This is a genomic window from Dokdonia ponticola, from assembly GCF_042653865.1.
Taxonomy (GTDB): Bacteria; Bacteroidota; Bacteroidia; order Flavobacteriales; family Flavobacteriaceae; genus Dokdonia; species Dokdonia ponticola.
The window spans coordinates 1-19,506 of the sequence record NZ_JBHSFV010000012.1; the positions used below are offsets into that span (position 1 = coordinate 1).

24 protein-coding genes and 1 pseudogene are annotated in these 19,506 nt (G+C 39.0%); all 25 read right to left on the minus strand.

Annotation, left to right across the window (positions count from 1 at the left end):
* A pseudogene (locus ACFO3O_RS17325) lies at positions 1 to 352 on the minus strand (hypothetical protein); the annotation flags it as partial.
* 10 nt (positions 353 to 362) lie between these two features.
* Positions 363 to 857 carry a hypothetical protein gene (locus ACFO3O_RS17330; RefSeq protein ID WP_379981147.1) on the minus strand — a complete coding sequence of 165 codons (495 nt, stop codon included), beginning with the start codon at positions 855 to 857 and terminating at the stop codon, positions 363 to 365.
* Positions 854 to 1,300 (minus strand): hypothetical protein, encoded by a 447-nt coding sequence (locus ACFO3O_RS17335; protein WP_379981149.1) that lies wholly within the window; start codon positions 1,298 to 1,300, stop codon positions 854 to 856. Before ACFO3O_RS17335 ends, ACFO3O_RS17330 begins: the two co-directional genes overlap by 4 nt.
* 22 nt (positions 1,301 to 1,322) lie before the next feature.
* Positions 1,323 to 1,835 (minus strand): N-acetylmuramoyl-L-alanine amidase, encoded by a 513-nt coding sequence (locus tag ACFO3O_RS17340; protein ID WP_379981151.1) that lies wholly within the window; start codon positions 1,833 to 1,835, stop codon positions 1,323 to 1,325.
* 49 nt (positions 1,836 to 1,884) lie between these two features.
* Entirely contained in the window at positions 1,885 to 2,307 is a 423-nt protein-coding gene (locus ACFO3O_RS17345) for a TIGR02594 family protein (RefSeq protein ID WP_379981153.1), read from the minus strand.
* Between the two features lie 43 nt (positions 2,308 to 2,350).
* A complete protein-coding gene (locus ACFO3O_RS17350; protein WP_379981155.1) occupies positions 2,351 to 3,784 on the minus strand; it encodes a YncE family protein in 1,434 nt (477 codons plus the stop codon).
* Positions 3,785 to 3,797: 13 nt separating this feature from the next.
* Entirely contained in the window at positions 3,798 to 4,574 is a 777-nt protein-coding gene (locus ACFO3O_RS17355; protein WP_379981157.1) for a hypothetical protein, read from the minus strand.
* 4 nt (positions 4,575 to 4,578) lie between these two features.
* Entirely contained in the window at positions 4,579 to 4,995 is a 417-nt protein-coding gene (locus ACFO3O_RS17360) for a hypothetical protein (protein WP_379981159.1), read from the minus strand.
* Positions 4,996 to 4,998: 3 nt separating this feature from the next.
* On the minus strand, positions 4,999 to 5,226 hold the full coding sequence (locus ACFO3O_RS17365; protein WP_379981161.1) for a hypothetical protein: 228 nt from the start codon (positions 5,224 to 5,226) through the stop codon (positions 4,999 to 5,001).
* Positions 5,223 to 5,774, minus strand: coding sequence for a hypothetical protein (locus ACFO3O_RS17370; RefSeq protein ID WP_379981163.1), 552 nt, complete (start codon positions 5,772 to 5,774; stop codon positions 5,223 to 5,225). The genes ACFO3O_RS17365 and ACFO3O_RS17370 overlap by 4 nt, the downstream gene beginning before the upstream one ends.
* Before the next feature lie 21 nt (positions 5,775 to 5,795).
* Positions 5,796 to 6,413, minus strand: a complete 618-nt coding sequence (locus ACFO3O_RS17375; RefSeq protein WP_379981165.1) for a hypothetical protein — start codon at positions 6,411 to 6,413, stop codon at positions 5,796 to 5,798.
* A gap of 2 nt (positions 6,414 to 6,415) precedes the next feature.
* Positions 6,416 to 7,021 (minus strand): hypothetical protein, encoded by a 606-nt coding sequence (locus ACFO3O_RS17380; RefSeq protein ID WP_379981167.1) that lies wholly within the window; start codon positions 7,019 to 7,021, stop codon positions 6,416 to 6,418.
* Positions 7,022 to 7,103: 82 nt separating this feature from the next.
* Positions 7,104 to 8,024 carry a hypothetical protein gene (locus ACFO3O_RS17385; protein WP_379981169.1) on the minus strand — a complete coding sequence of 307 codons (921 nt, stop codon included), beginning with the start codon at positions 8,022 to 8,024 and terminating at the stop codon, positions 7,104 to 7,106.
* 66 nt (positions 8,025 to 8,090) lie between these two features.
* Positions 8,091 to 8,255, minus strand: a complete 165-nt coding sequence (locus tag ACFO3O_RS17390; protein WP_379981171.1) for a hypothetical protein — start codon at positions 8,253 to 8,255, stop codon at positions 8,091 to 8,093.
* Positions 8,256 to 8,475: 220 nt separating this feature from the next.
* The gene (locus tag ACFO3O_RS17395; protein ID WP_379981173.1) at positions 8,476 to 9,345 is read right to left on the minus strand and encodes a hypothetical protein; all 870 of its coding nucleotides are present in this window, start codon (positions 9,343 to 9,345) and stop codon (positions 8,476 to 8,478) included.
* 187 nt (positions 9,346 to 9,532) lie between these two features.
* Positions 9,533 to 10,540, minus strand: a complete 1,008-nt coding sequence (locus ACFO3O_RS17400; RefSeq protein ID WP_379981175.1) for a hypothetical protein — start codon at positions 10,538 to 10,540, stop codon at positions 9,533 to 9,535.
* Complete coding sequence (locus ACFO3O_RS17405) at positions 10,540 to 11,016, minus strand: hypothetical protein (RefSeq protein ID WP_379981177.1); 477 nt, start codon at positions 11,014 to 11,016, stop codon at positions 10,540 to 10,542. Before ACFO3O_RS17405 ends, ACFO3O_RS17400 begins: the two co-directional genes overlap by 1 nt.
* Before the next feature lie 130 nt (positions 11,017 to 11,146).
* Positions 11,147 to 11,611 carry a hypothetical protein gene (locus ACFO3O_RS17410; protein WP_379981179.1) on the minus strand — a complete coding sequence of 155 codons (465 nt, stop codon included), beginning with the start codon at positions 11,609 to 11,611 and terminating at the stop codon, positions 11,147 to 11,149.
* A gap of 10 nt (positions 11,612 to 11,621) precedes the next feature.
* Positions 11,622 to 11,867: a hypothetical protein gene (locus ACFO3O_RS17415; protein WP_379981181.1), complete on the minus strand. Its 246-nt coding sequence runs from the start codon at positions 11,865 to 11,867 to the stop codon at positions 11,622 to 11,624.
* A complete protein-coding gene (locus tag ACFO3O_RS17420) occupies positions 11,854 to 12,609 on the minus strand; it encodes a hypothetical protein (protein WP_379981183.1) in 756 nt (251 codons plus the stop codon). The genes ACFO3O_RS17415 and ACFO3O_RS17420 overlap by 14 nt, the downstream gene beginning before the upstream one ends.
* 2 nt (positions 12,610 to 12,611) lie before the next feature.
* Complete coding sequence (locus ACFO3O_RS17425; protein ID WP_379981185.1) at positions 12,612 to 12,971, minus strand: hypothetical protein; 360 nt, start codon at positions 12,969 to 12,971, stop codon at positions 12,612 to 12,614.
* Positions 12,964 to 13,290: a hypothetical protein gene (locus ACFO3O_RS17430; RefSeq protein WP_379981187.1), complete on the minus strand. Its 327-nt coding sequence runs from the start codon at positions 13,288 to 13,290 to the stop codon at positions 12,964 to 12,966. The genes ACFO3O_RS17425 and ACFO3O_RS17430 overlap by 8 nt, the downstream gene beginning before the upstream one ends.
* Positions 13,287 to 14,303, minus strand: coding sequence for a hypothetical protein (locus tag ACFO3O_RS17435; RefSeq protein WP_379981189.1), 1,017 nt, complete (start codon positions 14,301 to 14,303; stop codon positions 13,287 to 13,289). The genes ACFO3O_RS17430 and ACFO3O_RS17435 overlap by 4 nt, the downstream gene beginning before the upstream one ends.
* Positions 14,287 to 15,252, minus strand: a complete 966-nt coding sequence (locus ACFO3O_RS17440) for an AAA family ATPase (protein WP_379981191.1) — start codon at positions 15,250 to 15,252, stop codon at positions 14,287 to 14,289. Before ACFO3O_RS17440 ends, ACFO3O_RS17435 begins: the two co-directional genes overlap by 17 nt.
* Positions 15,249 to 19,505, minus strand: a complete 4,257-nt coding sequence (locus ACFO3O_RS17445; RefSeq protein ID WP_379981488.1) for a strawberry notch C-terminal domain-containing protein — start codon at positions 19,503 to 19,505, stop codon at positions 15,249 to 15,251. The genes ACFO3O_RS17440 and ACFO3O_RS17445 overlap by 4 nt, the downstream gene beginning before the upstream one ends.
* Position 19,506 lies beyond the last annotated feature (1 nt).

Consider the following 19,506-nt stretch of genomic DNA (forward strand, 5'->3'; position numbering starts at 1 on the left):
CGGCTTTTTCGTCATCGTTAAAAGTACCTTTTGCATCTTTCAAGACTTTGGCTAATTCTACTGCTTTGGCTCTTGGTAATTCCTTAATAGTTCTAGGGGCTACCCAAGCTTTTACATCATCGATATACCCGTAATTAAAAGGCTTGTTCCAATTCGGCTCTTCTTTAACCGTTGCTTTTTGAGTGACGGATTGTGGGGTGTTTTGTTTTGAGAACATCCCATCTGCCGTTGTTGCAATTTCACTTTGGAAATTCTTTTTCTTTTTCTTAGAAAGTAGCAGATACAATCCAATACCTGAAACAGCTAGCACACTGCCACCAATCATCCACCATGTCGTTTTTGATAATTTCATCTGTTATTTTTTATAAGGTTCTATAGGGGGGCAACTTTGCTACAATCCCCATAATAATTTTAATTTCAGAAGTACTTAAACGATCTTTTAACACATCAATTAAGTTGCTCCCGTATTCCTCTTGATATGCGAAAACAAGTTGTGATACTTGCACTTTATCTTTAAGGCTTCTAAAAACACCATAGATTTTTTCTTCATCGTCATTTAGATACCAAGGTGTTAAAGCACTATAGATTTGATATGCATACCCTATAGCGGTTTGTGTTTTCAGAGTAATCACTGTTTGAGATACGCTTTGTAAAACCCTATTTTTATATTGTAAATCAAAAGCATGACTTGCATCAAGTCCGCCTTCTGTATTGGCTAATACCCTTGAGATCGCTTCTAAGAATTGGACATATCGCGTATCTCTTTTCTTAGCTCTTAGACTCACGTATCCTATAGTGATCACTATAATTCCTAGTGCGCTTGCTACGGTTATTTTATGTGTTTTTACAAGTCTCATTTGGGTAGTAATTTACTTGCTCTTCCAATGGGGGTCAGCATTTTTAAATCCTCTACATCTGTACTATCCACTGCTTTTTTTCCAATTACAAGAATTCCTATAATAAGAGCAATTAAAAGTATTGGAATGCCTATAGCTATAGCTTTAGTTAGATTCTTTCCAAGTCCAAAAAGGTTGCCTTGAATTTCAGAGAGATCCGAGATCGTGCGTGTTGCGATATTGGATACATCTAGCCCTTGTTTGTCCATCCAAGTGGTAAAGGCAGGACGTGTGGTACAACTCACATCACCATTACTTTTCCAAGTAATGAGCCATAAGGTTTTGGCATGAGCGCTTCCTACCGCTTTTTTCAAGGCATCAAAATAGCTGATCCATAAATCGCACGGATCATCCTTTTCAGGGATCACAAAGGAGTAGGTGTTTACAGTGAGAGCTTTAGACATTTTTAAAAGGAATTGAGTGCTATTAAACAGTTCTGACTTGAGGTAATTTTTGATATTGATTACGCGTTGGTACTCCAAGGGATTTCAACCACGCCTGTACATCAAAAGCAGGGTTTTTAGATTCCTCTGTGCGGGTAGGATCATCAAATCCTAAGACGATCATTTTGGGAAAACGAAGGGTATAAAACCTGACAATCGCTTCTAGGGTTTTGGTTTGTTCTATCGTTCGTGTATCCTTCCAAAAGGCTTCTTTGAGCGTTCGTCCACCCACATAACCAATGTGCTTTACACGTCCTAAAATGGGATGTTGTCCGCCTGAGATTCCCCATAAATCCACATCCGTAGGACTGTTTTCATTGACTAAGGTTTCGAGCGTTCCATCTTGTAAAACGAGGTAATCAAATCCAGGTCTATTAAACCCTAAACCACCACTTGAGATAGGGCGGGTATGATGGGTTACAATATCTTGACTACTCAGGTTCTTAGCCTCTGAGCTGTCGGTAGAATGTAGTATCAAATAATTGAGTGTTTCCATAATTTCTAAGTTCCTTGTTATCTATTTTAAATGCTGTCCGTTATGGATTTTATAATCTTCTGAAACCGAGCAATCGGTAGGAAGGATAGGCTTTGATATTTACCTGATTGTTTTGATTACCACCCAAGCAATAGATTTTTGTTCTATCTTCAGAATAGCCAATAAAAAAGCCAACGTGACCTTTCCATGAGTTTTTAGCCTCACGCCAAAACACCACCACATCTCCCACAGAGGGTTTTGTTACTTTGTTGCCTACACTAAGCCAAGAGCGTGCATTGAGTTTTCCACTTGCTTTTTTACGGGCTTTTAATGCCACCCAATTAACAAAGGCACTGCACCAAGCAGTCTCATCATCCTTGACCCACGTTGATCCGATCTCTTTGAAATAATTAACAATTATCGGATTATGTAACCTTCCTACTTTTTCAGTAGTTCCATATTGACTCAGCGCAATAGTTATCAGTGTATTCATTTGTTTAAGGGAGTTAAAGTGTTTGTACTCTTTAGCGCTAGTGTTAGCGCTTTTCTAGTTCATTTTCCAAAACATCAAACCAATCTAGTTTGGTGTAGTAGATAAGTAATGTGATCGTGGTTTGTGCAGGAATGGTAAAGTACCATCTGTGAAGTCCGTCAATGACGGTTCCCTCTATTTCGTGGACTTCTGCTACATTTAAAAAGTTTTGAGGGCTGTTATAATTTCCAATGCTTAGAGAGCGACGATCACTTTTCCCACTCACTGAAATATCTTCGAGTTCTAGTGTACTGATCAGGCGACCACTACTAATGATTTTTAAATGTTTTACTTGCGCAGGATTAAATTGAAACTCTTGACGATACTCATCATAATCTTCTTTTATGCTTACCTCTTGATGAGTAACCCGTCCAAGGGTCACACTATTGAGTGTTGCTTTTGAAAGTGCCACTAGACCACTTTTGGGATGAATAGCAATGCCTGTTTCAAAATCCGCTATAGGATAGGGATCAATGAACTCATTTTCGCTATTGAGTCTTAAAATCTGACCATTGGTCGTCTCCCCAATATATATTAGCCCTTCAGATTCGCTATAGGCAATACTTCCACCAACACCTTCTAATGGGATGCGAATATGTGTCAGACTCAATGCATCAATAATTACTAAAGAAGCATTATTCTCTACAACTCCATAAATATGCTTAGAAAGTGGATGGTATGCCCAAGCGATTATATTCTTTGTGATTTGATCCATCATCGCTACACGGGTATGACTTGTGGTATAGACATAGATCTCTTCTAATTCTGGAATATGTATAAACACATTCCCTGAGTCACTATCAAGCCCTATAGTTGACGGAATGCCTTCTATACCTCGTTGTTCAACTGCCCTAGTGACTATATCAATGACAAACATATTGGGTTCGGTAATCCCTACTACATAAAGCGCGTCATCTATGGGATTATACACAAAACTTGTGGGACGTTTGATGACCGATAATTCCTCACTAATACTAAAATCAAGCGTAATCACACTTATTGTATCTCTAATAGAACTAAGTACGTAGACCTCTCCGTAGCGAGGGCTATCTTCCTTGGTGTTTACCGTAATAGCTATGGGGGAATAGGATATTGAAAAAGGAATATCGGAAAGGGCTATTGTCTCTATAATACTTCCTTGACTATTAAATAGAGTGACATCATCAGAGAGTTGATTGACCACATAAAACAAATCATTGGCAGGGTTATAGACCATCCCTTGCGGATAACTTCCAACAGCAATGGTTTGAGTATCGTTAAAACGATTGGCAAATTTCTCGGTGGTACTGAGCGACAAGTCGCTATTTGCGCCCCATAAACGCACTCTTTGAGAAGTATCGGTCGAATTACAAATAACAAACTGAACAGACTGAAACTCTTTTGTAAGGGTCTTATAGAAATGTCTATAGGTATAGTGCGAATCTAAAGGATGTATCATGACTGTTTTTGTTTTATGTGTAACGAATCGATTCTTTCTCATGGGTATAACTTTCTATAAAGTCAAGAACCTCACGGGTGCGTTCTAACTGCGCTTGTCCAATAAGCTGTGGATAGCTTCCAAATATTTTTGTCATCGCATAGACGGCTTCGATCTTTGGAAAACCATAATCTAAATACTGCTTGATCCCACATACATCAGCGGTGATTTGGCTTCGTGTATTTAAAAACCAATGGCATCCTTCATGAGCTAAAATCGCTACGCGAATAGGAATGCTATAACCTACAAACAGTCGCTTTGAGATTTGAACTCTCGGCATTAATCGGTGGGTTCTCGCCGGGGTAATGAGTTCTTTTCCCAAGGGATCGGTAATAGAGGCCACGTAATGAAATAAAAACTCTTGGTTTTGGCTATCATAAAAACCCGTTGGGGTATGTCCTGCCTTTTGAGCAAATTCAATGGCAAATTTCAAGAATCGATGCTGTGCCTCTGATGCCCATACTAGGGCAGGTTCCATCTCTACTACTTTAAAAGAGATCACCGAAAAATGCTCATCGTGTACTGCGTTTTTATCAAAAAGGAACAGCTCCATTTTTTTTGAAGACACAGGAAATTTGAGTTCAAAATCACGCTGTTGTGAAGGATTTAAAAACCGAGCTTTACGACGCAAGTAATACGTATGAGGGTATCTAGGATCATAGGCTTGAATTCCTAACTCCATAGTTCGGTGCGCCCTAATCCGTAAGTGGATCACAAATCGCTTCTTATTTGTTGGAATTGGAATAATCATATTGTTAGTGTGATTGTCTTTTTTTATAAATAACCACCCCAATGATCCCAACAACCAAAACACCGCCGATGACAAAAAACAGCACAGGAATACCACTTTTTTCATCCGAGGTATCATCCTGTTCTTGCCCAGAGGAGAGTCCCAATTCAAAATCACTCGAAGACTCTAGGCTATCGGTTTGAATAGGGTTTAATAAGGTATCTACCGCTTGTCCAATGGCTGTAGCGCCTCCTATATCACGATATACATTCCCTATTTTTTTTGCAAATACTTTTTGACGAGCCTTTCTAGCGATCACTTTAGGGTTTGCATTTCGCACGGCACGACGTGCCTTTCGAGCTTGACGACGTGCTTTTCGTTTTTTCTTATTACCAAAAAAAGCATCTTCTTGGTAGTCCTGAGCTATATATGCATCTATCATTTGTTATAGAATGTGTAAGATTCGTAAAGTGCTGTCTACTGCATCATAAGCAATGGCATCATAGGCTTTGCCAACAAAGGGATATCCCTTGGCTTCTCCAGGGGGCAATATCACGCCATTGACTGTGGCATTTGTGATCCCCGTATTTTTAAAAGACGCAAATAAAAAACCCGCCTCTAACTGTCCTTGTCCGTCAGTTTCAATTTCTATTGGATTTGCTTGTGTATTCATAGTCTATCTTTTTTTCGCCCTTTCCATACCACATAGCCTACCATAGCGGTAGTGGTTATAACCAGAGCGATGATGAGTATTTTTTTCTTTGAACTCTTCTTATTTTCAGGCTTTTGAGATTCATCTTCTTTTTGAGCGACTTCCTCTTTAAGGGCTTTTATCTTTGCTTTGGTAATGGGTCTTACAGGGACTCTTTGCAAGGAAACTACCTTGTTTTTATTTGCTAATGGATTTGTATCCGTAGTTGCAATTTTTGCTAGTGGGAATCTCTCTACAGGTCTTTGTTTTGGCCTTCTGAGTTGGATCACTTTATCTCTAGGTAAAAGTATTTGCGGTTTTGCTCTGCCTTGTGTTTGCCCTCTAGGCAATGAATAGGGGCGACCTATACCTCGTATCACTCTTGGCAAGGTTCTACTTCTTTTTTTAGGACGATATCGCTGAGCAATCCCACGATCAGTCCTTATGGGTCGCATAGGAAGTCTATACAGGTTAAAATCATCGTATAACTCCTCTTGTTCTAAAAAGTCTTCTTTGTATATAGGGATCATAATTTCTATGGTATCGAAACATTATACTTGGGGTGGACGTGGACGAGACATAAACAGGGCAACCCCAATAAGACTTACCAAGACAACCGCCCCACCTACCATGAGCATGGTTTGTGAACGCTTCTTGGCTTTTTCTTCTCGCTCTCTTCGCTCACGCTCTTCTCGCTCTCTGCGAAGTTGTTCCTCTCTTTGGCGTTGTTGTTCCTGCATCCGCTGGATTTGCAGTTCTAAATCTCGTTTTGCCTGTAAAGCTTGGGATGAGGAGGCATTATTATTACTGTTATTATTATTGCCTTTTTTCTTTTTTAAAAGCCCTCCAATCGCGCCTATCGCGCCTTTGATGAGTCCACCAAAAAAGGCATCTTCCGCCTCGGGTAGATCAAAACCAACCCTGCGAAGCCATAACATAGAATCCCCCGCTACATCTATGTGACGATCTACAAGTTTGGAAAGGGCATCAGTGAAATTAGAAGGGTCGTTTTTTAAAAGCTCCACCGTAGCATCAATGAGTTGCCTTTTGGTGGGGGGATTTTCAAAGCCCACTCCATAACGGGCTATTAATTCGGTTAGAGAACCACTAGCGGTAAGGATTAAATGTCCTATTAAATTAATGGCTTCATTATATTGCTGTTGTGTCATAGTTAACTGTTTTTAGAAAATGATAACACCCAACCCATAAACATACCTACACCAAAGATGCTAGCATAAATACCTAGCTCCCTTTTAGTGAGTAGAGTATAAGAAGTTTCTGTTGTGAGTTCTTCTTTCAAAGGGGGTGTTGGCGCATCTGAGCGCAAAGAGTTCCAAAGCGCTTCAATTTCCTTTTCTAGTTCGCTATCATTAGGAGTGGCTCTGTGTTTTTTAATCAACGCTTCCAAACGAGTTCTACGATCTGTCTCGCCACTCTCTGAAATAAAGTTATCTTGAGGTAAAGCAGACGCTTTTTTACAAGAACCACAACCACTTTTTTTAGTATCGTCAAGTTTATTCTTACAGTTCTCGCACACCTTTGGAGGGCTTACAATAGAGAGAATTGCTTTTTTATCTGGATGTATTTTTAAAAGCGCTTCAATAATCTTGCGTCCTTTTTCGCGAACAAGCTCTTTGATAGCCTCCACAAGGTCTTCAGGGTCTTCTACAGATTCAAAACCTTCATCGTATAAAAGCTTTTGTGCTTCTAGTATATTGTGATAGACAATGTAATCAATCCGATTTTGTCCCAATTCAGTATATCGGGTAGTCTTCATAAAGTAACATGAGTTTAATAAGTCAGTATAGCGTTATAAACCCGCTATACTGACTAAGGTTACAGATAGATTTCAAGCCTTTCTAACGTCTTCGGCGAATCAGTTGCGTGCTAGGACGTCTTTTTGTGCGTCTTCTAGTAACACGTTTTCGACTACTAGGACGTAGAGGTCTACGACGTGTTCTACTCGGACGTCTACGTGGGGGAAGCCCCAATGCCGTAGGACGTTTTCTTCTGACTAAATCTAATTGAGGAAGTCCCGTTGTTCTTGGTGCGTGAGAGAGTTCTGCCACGTTTTGACCACGAAGTAAGTTCCCTAGATTCGCACGGGCTTTAACCGTAAAGGTAAATACCGCTGAACTATTGGCATTAATCGTAAAACGAAGCGCATCTTGTCCTGTAACATCCATTTCAAAATTGTCATCATCAATAAGGGTATTGTTAAAATTTTGAGGAGAAGTCGCATTACGAGGTTGATACACCCGATTGGTCTGCGTTCCCGATGCCGTGCGCCTTTGAATACGAAGTACGTTATCAAACTGCAAAGCACTACTGACAGAGTATTTCATCCCTGCAATTTTAAAAGGATGTGCTTTACTCTCCTCACGTACTTCTTTATGGGAAGACTCTTCAACCACCACAGTAACTCCATTGGGTTGTGCCTCTTCCGCATTCGCACCAAAAAGAATAGCTTGTGCTGGCTCAGCTGAAGTGTTATTTACAGAAATAGTCAACGTACGATCATTAGGATTGATACGTCCTATGCTTTGTTTGGTATAATCATCATACCCTCCTAAAGCTTCAATATATCCGTCCTCTTCATAAGGATCATCAAATTCGTCATCAAATTCATCATCATAACTATCATAAAGGTCCTGCTCATCATCATATCCCTCTAATCCTGTATCGAACTCATCTTCATCAAATTCTCCCCCGTAAAAATCATCATAGCGATCCTCCGCTTCTTCTTCGTATCGCATTAATTCATCATTATATGGACTCATAGTGTTTATTTTTTTTAGTTTAAAATCTTTTTAGAAATAGCCTTTAAAAAGGGCTTAAAAGCCATTTTACTTCTTAGCTACAACCGCTTGCTGTTTTTCTTTTTCTAATTTTTTAGCCTTTGTTTTTGCCATCATAGGAGCTATTAAAAAAGTGCCTAATAATACTCCAGCAATACCAGCTCCTGCGATATAAGCAATTGCTTTGATATCAATGTTTGATTCTTGTGCCATCAATGTGTTTTTTTAAAAGTTAATTCTTGTTTTATTCACGTCAAGTGATCTTATGTTCTTACTTGGGTGCAAGTTCCCATCAAAGGTTCTTAATTCCTTGGCGCGACTTTGGTAAAGTGACAAAAGAGCGAATTTTAAAAATCATAAATATCTTATTTAAAGTGATTTATACAATCTTTCAACACCCCTAAAACGACCAAAGTCTATAAAAAGAAGCTTTTTATTCGCCTTTAAAGTGGCGTAAATAGCCTGAAATAAGATGGATCATTACTGCATTTCGATCTTTATAAATCGCATTACCACCAAAATCACGCTCTTGTAATAGCATTCGTATTTTCTTGGTTTCTTCTTGATCTATAAATCGTTTTACCGCTTTGATATAGCTCTTTTTACTGCATCCTATAATCTGTTGTTCTCGCATATTGACATACACGAAAAAACTCTTTAATACCTGATATCTCTTTTCAGATAACTTCCCTAAAGAAAAAGCCCTTGAAGACATCTGATAATGATCATCCACAATTAGTTGAGCAATACGTACCAAATTGTATTTGGGAATACGATCCCGATATCGAGTCACATCATCCACTTGATGATGCAGGCGAAGCCACGTACAGTTTTGCCATTCTGAGGTAGTAATTTTAGCGACCGATTGATGAGTAAGTAACACATCAATCCCTTTGTGTCTGACCGTACATAAAGCACCAATCATATTCTGACCTTTAGCCCCTGCCATATAATGATCAATGTCATCCAAAACCACCATGCCATTTTTATAATGCTTCATAATCTTTTCAATGACTTCTCTTTTTTGAGCAGTATCCATCGGACTGCCGTCAGGATTAAAAGGGCGTATGCGCCGTGCATGAATCTTGGAAAGTGATTTGATATGGTTTGGATCAACCGTTGTAAACTCTGGATAATCATCATCATTGGTATCAAAGGCTAATACTTTACGCCCTTTTTTACCAACGGCTAAATGCTGTTGCATATACTGATAAATCTCCAGCTTATTACGATAGGTCTTTCCAACACCTGTTTCGCCACAAACTAGCATAATCATAGGTTGGCGCATCGAGGTTTGTTTCATAGCCTATAGGGTTTTAATTCATTTCTTTAGGATTTTTTCTTTATTAAAAAAAGCCACTATGATCCTTGCCATCGTACTTTTTTAAGTAGATGGGAATACCTCCTTTTTTAAAAAAAAGAAGCTCTATATCTAGTTATCTCAAGTCAATGATTCAAGAGAAGCAGATATCTTAGTATTTAGATCGTAGCTAGGAAGTATCATCGGAGTCTTGCAAGTCGCCATCTTGATCTTGGCTATGGGAACTTATCACTTGCTTTGTTTTCATGTTTGATTTAGAAGAAGCTATGTGTCTTTGATTCACCTCTGTAGGAGCCACTTCTTCATACACTAACTGCATTTCATCCATTGCATTAGCACGGGGATAGTTTATATCGGCAAATTCTTCTTCTAGCCCTTCTTCTTTATCTACCGCCTGATAACTAGGGGTTATAGCTTGCTCTTTTACAAAAGCTTCTTCCTTCTCATCCTGCTTTTTAGAGTGCTGTTGTTTTTCTACCTCTAAGGAATCTGTAGTCTGTGGAAGTTTTGCCTCACGTACAATCTGTAGGATGCGTCCTTCGAGGGATTTATTTTCATTTCGCACCTCCATCACAGTCTGTGCTTTTTTTACAATCACTGAAATAATAGCCCCTAAGAGTTGCTGTTCAGGGGTGAGTTGCTTGGTTTTGCTTTTTATTACCTGCGCCAACAAAGGGGTTAGAAGTGCTTTATCATCCTGATCCAAACGAATACGTTTAATATTCTTTTCGTTTTGGGTATCAATCACTTCAACAAGTTCTTCAAATTCAAAGAACTCTTCGTGCTTGGAAATCTTAACAAAAAAGCCCCCACCAACGGCTAAAAAGTTATCAGCCATACCCAAGAGCGCTTCTGCTGTTTGAGTGGCTTGCTTATCAGATATGATTGCTTGTGAAGTTTGTTTCTGCTCTGAAGTATATTCAGGTGTTTCTCCAATATGTTGTTTTGGCGCATCCGCTATAATTTGCTGTGATTGTTCACTAGCATACGCATCTTCAGCAGTTCTTCGAAAATTGTCGGTTTGTGTCGCGCCTTTTTCAGATATATCGGCAATATCGCCTGTTTTGACTGCCTTGTTAAGGGGACTTTGTGCCTCTGAAATAGGCACTTCTAAAATGCGATCCTCTCCTGTATCGACAAGCGCATTTTGGATCTCTTTTTCTAATTCGTCATCCATTACTTTGTTTTTAATTCTAATAAATAGGTTATAAATGAAGCTTCCAGCGCATCAAATCGCTTAAAGAAGTCTTTGTAAAAAGGTTTAATCACTACTATTTCTTCAAGTTTTTTATAATTATAGCGTATGTTTCTCCTTTTTTGTCTGTAATAATAAGCGATGGTCTGATAGCTCATATCTAGGTGTTTAATCAGCAAATAGTAACAACACATACGGGCGTCTCTAGCGTTTTGATCCTGAGATTCTAAAAAATCGTCACCCGAAAAACCAAAGTGCTTTTTAGCACGAATAGTTAGAAAATTAATAATCAGCGTTTCTTTTTCTGAATCATCTAAAACCGTTTTGCCAGATGTTATTCCATCTAACATCACAATGGCTCTGGTAATCCCAAATTTGGAAACTAATTCCTGTACCCGTGTATCAAGCAAACCATAAATGGTCAGATTCTCTTTCGATATATCTTTTTGCTTGTTCATAGTTTCAAACTACATCATTATTGTATCCAATATTCAATTCTATACAATTACTACTCGGTTAATTCTCACACGGCTAGCTACCTAATAATGCTTTACTAGGGTAGTCAGTAAATGGTTATTAAAAACACACCTAAGTACTCACTACTGAAATAGTATAGCGATAGCTGAAAAAGGAAGTTCTTGTAATACAGTACTTTCCAAGAGTTGTTACCTTTGAAAGTGGAAAAGTAATCCCACGTTTTCTTAAGGTGGAGCGAAGTACATTTTTGTGTTTTTTCTCATCAATAAGACGTTGTAAGATATCTTCGTACTGACTCTTTTTCTGCGTATCAGGCTTCGGGCTTATTACTTTTTCTGTGGCTGTATGTCCTTTATGTTCTTTGTGAATCTCTTTTAGGTGTTTAATATCCGTAAGGATTTCTGCATCTAACTTTCGTAATTGATTCTCCAATTCTTGGGCATCTTGCTCCTCTATACTCTTTTCCAAAGCAAGCATTTTTTTAAAAACACCGATCTTATCTTGAATATCGCTAGGCAATAAGAGGATTTCTAATGCGTGTTTATCGATATATAATTCATGTGTGATCTTTTTCATAATAAATGTATTATGCGATTTGTAATTCGTTATTGTTCAGTAGGTTCTCAACACCACTTGATAGTAGTGCCGTAGCGAGTGAAGTGACTAGAACAATACCCAATGTCTTTCCAAGTTCTTCACCTTTAGGAATACCAAACTTAAAACCCTCTTTGGTATCTGAATTTCTTCCTAGATTGTAATACAAAAGTGCTTCGGCAAGCCCAATGGCGAGTCCAGCTCCAGTGATAATGAGCATTTTTTTATTTGTTGTCATCGGTTTTTATTTTTTGATTCATACTCTTAAATTTCTCTTTCAAGGCGAGCTTTCCTTTCTCTGCTAAGGTTTCATTCATTTCAAAAACACCTACCACCTTTTTATGAATTTGTAGAGATACCCGTTTTAGTGCCGCTACTTTTTCAGGATCTTCCTTAAAGCGATCAGGAAGTAAGTTGGCAATCGCATTGATATGACCATATACCTTATCATAGACCGTTTTTGGAATCGTTGGAGTATTCTTTTTCGCACCTTTTCGAGTCGCCCCTCTTTTTCGACATTCCTCTACCTCTTTCTGCAACGCCTCTAGCTTGCTTAGGGTGGGTATGGCAGGTTTTTTCTTAATAGGTTTTTTCTTACTGGTTTTTTTTTGAGTTTCAGTTTTTTTAACCACTACCTTTTTATTCTTTTTTCCGATTTTAGGTTTAGGTTTAGATTTAGGTGTAGGTGTAGGTGTAGGTTTAGGTTTAGGTGTAGGTTTTGTTTGCTTTTTTGACTCAGCTACTTCTTTGGAAGAAACCACTACTTCGATACATGGTTTTTCTTTTTCAGCAATAGCCTCTGGATATACATCGGCGACCATTTCTAAAATGAGTGTCGCACTTTCTTTGGTAGCTTCTATAAAATCATGTTTATCTTCTGCCGTATTATACTCTTCAATGAGTTTTTGAATTTCACTTTTAATATCCTTATTAAGGATTTTAGTCAAATCAAGGGCTTCTATCTGTTCTATCTGTGTCATAATTATGCGCTTTTTGGGTTTAGACTAAGTTGTAGCTTTAGTAATTTTAAAATTCGTAGACGCTCGTTTTCACGAATCCGAATGGCCTGTTTGCTTAAAAGAGGTATTTCTTTACCTTTTGATTCCTTAATTTCGGATGCCTTCGTTTTCTCTTTTCGATGCTTCTCTAAGATTTCAAATAGCAAGCTATCCGCTTGTTTAGCTAGGATGTCATCTACGGTGAAATGCTGGGTTTGTTTTTTTATGAGTGCATATCCATCAGTAAGTACTAATGGGCTTCCTGTTTGATGTATAATCTCTTGTTGATGAGTAATAGGAATATCCTTCAGCTCATTTGGTTTTATATCTTTTAATCTATACATAGCGCTTGTTTTTATAATTAGTAAACTCTTGGGTAGGATAGGCTCTTAAACTCTTGAAAAAAGCGTTGGCTTCTGCTTGATCTGCGTAATGAATAGAGCAGTTTTGAGAACTTCCATCTATGTTAAAACAGCGATACCGATAGCACTGAATAGGGCGCTCTACATCACTAATATCAACTTCTATCCAACGAAGAATGAGGGTGTCTTTATGAAACTTTGAAGTCATTATCTGAAATTCAAAACACGACTCCATACAACTTTTATCAATAGTTATTGCCTGATCCCATAGTTTTTGTATGATCTCTTTAGATATCTTCATAAGACTTTTGTTTTTTTTGTGTATTCCAATAAGATGCGCGACACTTCTTTCACTGCGTGATCTATGGAATAGCTTTGATTAAACAGCAGGGCATCGGGGGTCACTTCCATATATGCCTTGGGTATTGTATCATCTATTTTGCCTAATCCATTAGGGATATTCAGCCCGCAATAATCGGCTAAGGCAATGAGTCCTTTAAAGCCATTGTATCGGAAATAACGAGGGTCACTCCCAAGCACTAGAAGTTGATTGACATCTAATGGATCTTCAAAGCGTTTGACTCTAATGACCGATACAATGGCATGCACCCCAAAAGAAGTGCCTAATAGTACATCGATGGCAACTCCTATATGACAGCTTTCTAAATACTCGGTTAATAAAGCAACTGCGATGCCCACGTAATACAAACTATCTCCTTGTATATTGGCATTTGCCCCAGCTAATAGGGTCAGGGTCAGGGTAGGTTTGGATGCCAAAGTATTCTCAAAATAAATGTGGGTGTTTTTAACCGTAGTGGCTTTGTCTTTTCCTAGTTCAATTTTAAGTTGATGATGAAATCTCTCTAACTCGCTACTCCCTTTTGTAAAGGGAATTTTATACAAACCCATCATCGCACGATCAAAAGAAAATACGCCTAAACCTTTACTATTGGCACTTAATTGAGGGCGCTTTAGTAATTCATCTTCCACAAGCTCGGTATAGCGATCAAGTTCCTTTTGGATTTTAGGGGCGATGACATCCAAAAGTTCCATTTTCCCAAAATAGCGATGCGCTTCTAAATCCTTCATAGATGTTGGCGGGGGATTTCCATACCAATCACTTGACTTAACAATACGCGTTTGCGCATTTTTAATAATCACTTCTAGTGTTTGCTGATTGCCCATAAATAGGGACTTGCATTGTTTTTCTACAAAATCATGATACGCTGTAGGACTCCCAAAAGGAATGTATTGAAAGCGTTGCTTCTTATAAGAATGGGTATGTATAATAGGAGCTTTAGACACGGCGAGCATATTCTTTTGAAAATTCTGTTTTAGCCTCGGCAGATTTATAGGTATTTATAAAGCCATCATGACCAATTTCTGCTTTGATCTTTTTCGCTTTTTCGCTATTCATTACCCAGAAATAACTCTCCAAAGCATCGTGCAATGTTTTACCATGATCATATCTGGTAAATCGATGATCATCGTCATCCGTGATACCCATTTCGCGAACCATTTCAAGAACATAAGAACGTTGTAAGTTCAGCATCGTACGAAGGGTCATAATGTCTTCGGTAGTATCATCCCCAGCCTCTTTTGCCTCATAGCGTAAAATAGCTGTACGAATGGCTTGACAATGTGCTACAAGGGTTGGATAAATAAGGGCTTTTTCTAAACGCTCATTAAAACCCACATGGTAGATACATCCACTAAAGCGGTCAATAAGGGAGGCATCTTGCTTGCTATTTCCCACATAGTGTTTACTAAATCCTTTTCCTGTGGTATTTCCTGTAGCAATACATCCAAAATGGGGATGTTTTACAATCGGCTCATTTAAACCATTGAAAATAACCGCTTCTTCGCTCGCACTCTTCGCTAGGGCATCATTAAGTAAACTTGCCGTATTTGGATCAAGCTTGGGCATCTCATCTAGGATAAGAATTTTACCATCACGCCATGCCTCTATAAGTCCTCCTTCTTTATAGCCCGTCATGGTTTGTCCACCTTTAATTTCGGTAGGCGAAGTCCATTGACTGCAATTAATCGTGATGTAGGGAAGCTCTTGTTTATCCCTTTCGTGACGACCAAAAAGAGAATAACTCACTTTTTCTGCCAGCGTAGTTTTTCCTGTTCCTGCCGATCCCACTAAAAAGACATTATTCCCCCAAATCAAATCATCCAAAATCTTCATGAAATTGGGAACCTGATCCATCTCGGGAATATCGATTTTTAACTGTTGATATCGCTTATTTGTGATCATACTATTTTTTCTAATTCTTGATGTAATTGTAGTTTTGCTAGAAATTCTGTTAAAGGGGTCACTTCATTAATTTCTTGACTATAGGATGCCTTGCCAAGTTCCAAAGCGCTATATCTACCAAAGACAAATTCTGTATTCCCACTCTCATGGGGATGGTTAAAGATGAAATACCCCAGGGTTTCAATGGCTTTAAATAATGGAGTATCACTAAGGGTCTCTACAAGGGCTAAAAAGTCAGCGTATACCTTAGTATCACTACTCGCATTTTTCCATAGTGTATAGGATTCCGTAGCATTTTTAAAAACAGGGATGAGCGTGAAATTATACCGCTCCTTATCAGAAAGCCGTCTGTTATACACCACACGCCCTAATGGGTACTGACCATCTCCTTCAAAGAAGTTTTCAAAGCCTGCACTTGGATGACTTGATTTGCCATACGCTGTTCCCAATTCATACACATACCGCTCCTTAGATCGCTCGGTCCGCGACCGCCAATCTTTTTCGTTTTCTTCTTTTAATTCTTTGACCTGTTTTGTGCCATCAAAGTAATAGATACCATACTCATTGAGTTTGTTTAAAAAAGAAGGGAGGTGAGACAGGGAAATAACCCCTGTCATTTCATTTCCGTTTTGCACGAAATCTGGTAACTCGTTTGGATCAGCTCCCATTCTTGGTATTAAAAGCTTTTGTAGTTCAGGATCAATAATCGCCTTATAGAGTTCCTTCTTTTCAAGGAACACATTAAAGGTGGAAGCGCTTATTTTTTCAAATCGCACCGAGTCCTTATTTGCTTTAAAATAACCCCCAATAGCCAAATCTGTAATCTTAGAAAGCGCCTCACTAATGGGATAGCTACTTTGAGAATAAAAAGAGGCATCTGTATCTCTTGATAGTAAAATACCACTTTGAATTGCTCCATTTTTGGTATTGTATTTAATCAGTCTGTTCTTTCCATCAATATACCCAGCCGAGGCTAGAATATTTTCTGTTAGGATTTGGCGCTGTTCCCGCTTGGCAGAGGCCTCTTTGATGCGATTATTCCATAGGGTAAGTACTTCTTCTTGCTCTCTTTCGGTAATAGCTGTAGATTTACTTTCTTTAAAAATAGCACTTAGAAGATCATTATCTCCTCCTTCATTTAAGGAAACACTCAGCGCTTTACGGCTATCTGTAACTGCGAAGTTTAATCGAATATTTCCAAGGGTATAGGGATTTTTGGCGCTTTTGCCAATACTAACCCCCAAGAACACGCCCCACGAAGGTGCAATCGAAGCGCTATAGCTTGATGGGACTTTGACTGCATCCCCAATCTGCCACAAGCCAATGTGGGATTCGATTCGTTTACGGGTGGTCTCTAATTGGCGTAAGTATTTGTCAAGACTCTGCTGTTTTTCATCTATGATTTCTTTAAGGAGTTTTATTTCTTGTTCATCCTCTTCAGTAAGCTCTTTTCTTAATTGATACTCCAGCATTTGAGCACTCAATTTCTCAATACTTTCTTTTTTGGCAAGCTCTCTTTTAGCAACCATTTCTGGATATTCTAAAGAGATCTTAGCAAGTAGTTGCGCCTGAACGGTCTCAGGGGGTTTCCCTTCCAATGCCTTTAAGATTCTCATCTCTACTTGCCCCCCAGTAAAAGGGCGATTTAGATTATTCACAATGGTTTGTTCCCTTATCGTATCACGCCCAAAAGCGCTTAGACCTCCCACGCCTTTATGAAACAAAAAACGCTTTTGCACCTCGGCATCGAGTTGTAAAAATTCCACCTCTAAATCATAGGTGCCTTGCTGTTTTTCTAATTGGATTTGATCTTTATACCGCGAGAGTAGCTCATCATATAGGCTTTCCTGATCTTTGACTAGTAGTAATCCCGCACGTCCTGTTAATTGACGAATCGCTCCATGCTTTTCAGGATTTAAAACATAGCGAGAATATCCATTGTCATCTTTTACCTTCGTATGATTCGGATATCCTAAATCAGGCATGAGTTCCGGATGTTCTTTAATCCATGCATGGGCTACCGTATCACCGTATTTATTTAAAAAATCAGGACTCTTTAAAGTATCATCACGAGTTTTCTGTGAGCCTGTGGTATTGGCATCTAGGGTTTTTAGTTTCGCTTTGAGCATCGTCAAAAGCCGAGCTTCCATTGGAATATCCGATGTGATGTAATAATACTCAGGTAATACTACTTGCCCTGTGCGATTCACGCGCCCTAAAATTTGTACCACCGTATTGATATCTAATTCAAATTGGTGCATCAGTAGCGCCCGTTTACGCTGATCCTTAAAATCCTTAGATGCGTGGGCGGAAGCACCCGTGCTTCCACTTTGGTTAATCAACAGTACATCATACTCCCCTGAATTAAACAAGCGAAACGCTTTTTCAGAATCTGATCGAAAGGATTGTACAATAGCGTGATCCCCTTCAAAAATGAGACGCTGTTTACGTCCTGTGACTTCGCCTACTTTAAAATGAGACGTTTTGTGACCTCCAAGGTTTTTTGATTTTTGAGCCTTGGTAATGACATCAATTAAAATATCAATGGGAGATATCATAAGACCAGATCGCTCTTTACGAATATCACTTTTTAGGGCTTCATAGGCAGTCTGTGCCTCTACAGATAAATCCTCTAAGGGGATACGCTCTCGTGACTTTACATTATCTATCGTGGTATAGCTATATTGAAAGATGCTATCGAGTCCTTTTTGCAAAACATGAACAAAGTCTAAATCTGCCACGGGGATGGTATCGCCCGAACCTAATTGCAAATCATTTAAAAAAGCACCCATCGTGCTTTTAAAAGCGATCACTACTTTTTTATCCTGTTCTAATAATTCAAGGGTCTTTTTAGCCACTGATTCTGCCTTGAGCGCAAAAAGCATCTGATCTACAATCCCAAAAACTCTGGAGAAATAAGGGCTTTGCTTGACTCCTAAATTCCTTGGTTGTTGCTTCGTTTTATCGCCCTCACTTTTTGCTTTAGAATGAATCATTGCAAAGCGACTCTCTAAATATTGGCTTTCAAATTCAGCAATACGGCGCATGATTTTTATAATCCGATCTACTTGCTTTCGATGTAAGCTACGCTCTGGTTCTTGGTCCAATACCTCGTAGAAAGTTTCAATACCCTCACTAGAGCGTTGACGAGAAATAAGCTGTCCCATTTCTGCTAGGTTGGGCGAGATGATCTCTTGCAAGGCAAGTCCGCCTGATTTCATAGAACGCACAAAAGCATCATTACTCAATTTGGCTTCGGCAATAGCCGTATACCCTGCATAAATAGGCATTACTTGAGGGTATTTAGCAAACGTAGCGCTGAGGAAGCAACACGAATGCGACAAGGATAAAAGCGATAACATCGCCTGTCCAATAATCGTCTCATGTGATCCAATAGTATGACATTCATCCAGCACAAAAACCACTCCTTTAAATCGGGAATTACCTAATTGTATTTGCTCACAAATCGCTTTTAACCATAAGTATTTGTAAGGCGCTGCCGATTGTAATTGGGAATAGGTAGAAAAGATCATATCATACTCATTCGGCACATGATCGATCACATGGGTAATGGTAAGTTCGGGATAGGTATCAGGATCGGGTAAATCCCTGCCAATAGATTTGTAATACGCAATCGCTTTGTCACTATCAGTAGGTACAGTTTCTGAGCTAGTGAGTAGCTCTTTTTGTTCTAATGAGGAAAGGGAGCTATACACAATACTTCCATCTGCATCTTTAATCTTAGCCTGACTATCGGTATTCAAAATAAAAGGATCAATCTGTTTTAAATCAATAGCCTTTACATCTCTGTAGATATCCGAAAACAGCTTCACTTTTTGAGTAAAGAATATCGGCAAGTATTCTTCCATAACCGCATGGCGGATCACGCCACCTGCCTCACGACCTTTGCCAATACCCGTAGCATCGGCTATAATCAGACTTTTGCCCATATCAAACTGTTTTATATACAGTCCAAGGGCATCCACCTGTTCGGCACTAAAGGCTTTCCAAAGATCCTCTAAGGAGTTATAACGCAATCTGTCACGTACCAAATGATCTATATTTCCATAGTCTTTAACAATTCGAGTGAGGGCAACTTGGGTTTCAAAAGCTAAATTCCGAGGCACTAGGGTTTCCATCACATACGGCGCATCTGATTTGGGAATATACTCCATCAAAGCGCTTTGTGAATTGACAAGCGCATCTGCATCTACGGTAGTATTCTCTACCTGTTTTAAAGCGATCTCTTGCATA

Bases quoted from the DNA above. Each gene is read 5' to 3' on its own strand.
- ACFO3O_RS17400 (WP_379981175.1), bottom strand. From the start codon at position 10,540: ATGGATGACGAATTAGAAAAAGAGATCCAAAATGCGCTTGTCGATACA.
- ACFO3O_RS17440 (WP_379981191.1), bottom strand. From the start codon at position 15,252: ATGATCACAAATAAGCGATATCAACAGTTAAAAATCGATATTCCCGAG.
- ACFO3O_RS17345 (WP_379981153.1), bottom strand. From the start codon at position 2,307: ATGAATACACTGATAACTATTGCGCTGAGTCAATATGGAACTACTGAA.
- ACFO3O_RS17375 (WP_379981165.1), bottom strand. From the start codon at position 6,413: ATGACACAACAGCAATATAATGAAGCCATTAATTTAATAGGACATTTA.
- ACFO3O_RS17330 (WP_379981147.1), bottom strand. From the start codon at position 857: ATGAGACTTGTAAAAACACATAAAATAACCGTAGCAAGCGCACTAGGA.
- ACFO3O_RS17370 (WP_379981163.1), bottom strand. From the start codon at position 5,774: ATGATCCCTATATACAAAGAAGACTTTTTAGAACAAGAGGAGTTATAC.
- ACFO3O_RS17420 (WP_379981183.1), bottom strand. From the start codon at position 12,609: ATGACACAGATAGAACAGATAGAAGCCCTTGATTTGACTAAAATCCTT.
- ACFO3O_RS17355 (WP_379981157.1), bottom strand. From the start codon at position 4,574: ATGATTATTCCAATTCCAACAAATAAGAAGCGATTTGTGATCCACTTA.
- ACFO3O_RS17395 (WP_379981173.1), bottom strand. From the start codon at position 9,345: ATGAAACAAACCTCGATGCGCCAACCTATGATTATGCTAGTTTGTGGC.
- ACFO3O_RS17415 (WP_379981181.1), bottom strand. From the start codon at position 11,867: ATGACAACAAATAAAAAAATGCTCATTATCACTGGAGCTGGACTCGCC.
- ACFO3O_RS17410 (WP_379981179.1), bottom strand. From the start codon at position 11,611: ATGAAAAAGATCACACATGAATTATATATCGATAAACACGCATTAGAA.
- ACFO3O_RS17385 (WP_379981169.1), bottom strand. From the start codon at position 8,024: ATGAGTCCATATAATGATGAATTAATGCGATACGAAGAAGAAGCGGAG.
- ACFO3O_RS17405 (WP_379981177.1), bottom strand. From the start codon at position 11,016: ATGAACAAGCAAAAAGATATATCGAAAGAGAATCTGACCATTTATGGT.
- ACFO3O_RS17340 (WP_379981151.1), bottom strand. From the start codon at position 1,835: ATGGAAACACTCAATTATTTGATACTACATTCTACCGACAGCTCAGAG.
- ACFO3O_RS17380 (WP_379981167.1), bottom strand. From the start codon at position 7,021: ATGAAGACTACCCGATATACTGAATTGGGACAAAATCGGATTGATTAC.
- ACFO3O_RS17335 (WP_379981149.1), bottom strand. From the start codon at position 1,300: ATGTCTAAAGCTCTCACTGTAAACACCTACTCCTTTGTGATCCCTGAA.
- ACFO3O_RS17435 (WP_379981189.1), bottom strand. From the start codon at position 14,303: ATGCTCGCCGTGTCTAAAGCTCCTATTATACATACCCATTCTTATAAG.
- ACFO3O_RS17360 (WP_379981159.1), bottom strand. From the start codon at position 4,995: ATGATAGATGCATATATAGCTCAGGACTACCAAGAAGATGCTTTTTTT.
- ACFO3O_RS17445 (WP_379981488.1), bottom strand. From the start codon at position 19,505: ATGCAAGAGATCGCTTTAAAACAGGTAGAGAATACTACCGTAGATGCA.
- ACFO3O_RS17430 (WP_379981187.1), bottom strand. From the start codon at position 13,290: ATGAAGATATCTAAAGAGATCATACAAAAACTATGGGATCAGGCAATA.
- ACFO3O_RS17365 (WP_379981161.1), bottom strand. From the start codon at position 5,226: ATGAATACACAAGCAAATCCAATAGAAATTGAAACTGACGGACAAGGA.
- ACFO3O_RS17425 (WP_379981185.1), bottom strand. From the start codon at position 12,971: ATGTATAGATTAAAAGATATAAAACCAAATGAGCTGAAGGATATTCCT.
- ACFO3O_RS17350 (WP_379981155.1), bottom strand. From the start codon at position 3,784: ATGATACATCCTTTAGATTCGCACTATACCTATAGACATTTCTATAAG.
- ACFO3O_RS17390 (WP_379981171.1), bottom strand. From the start codon at position 8,255: ATGGCACAAGAATCAAACATTGATATCAAAGCAATTGCTTATATCGCA.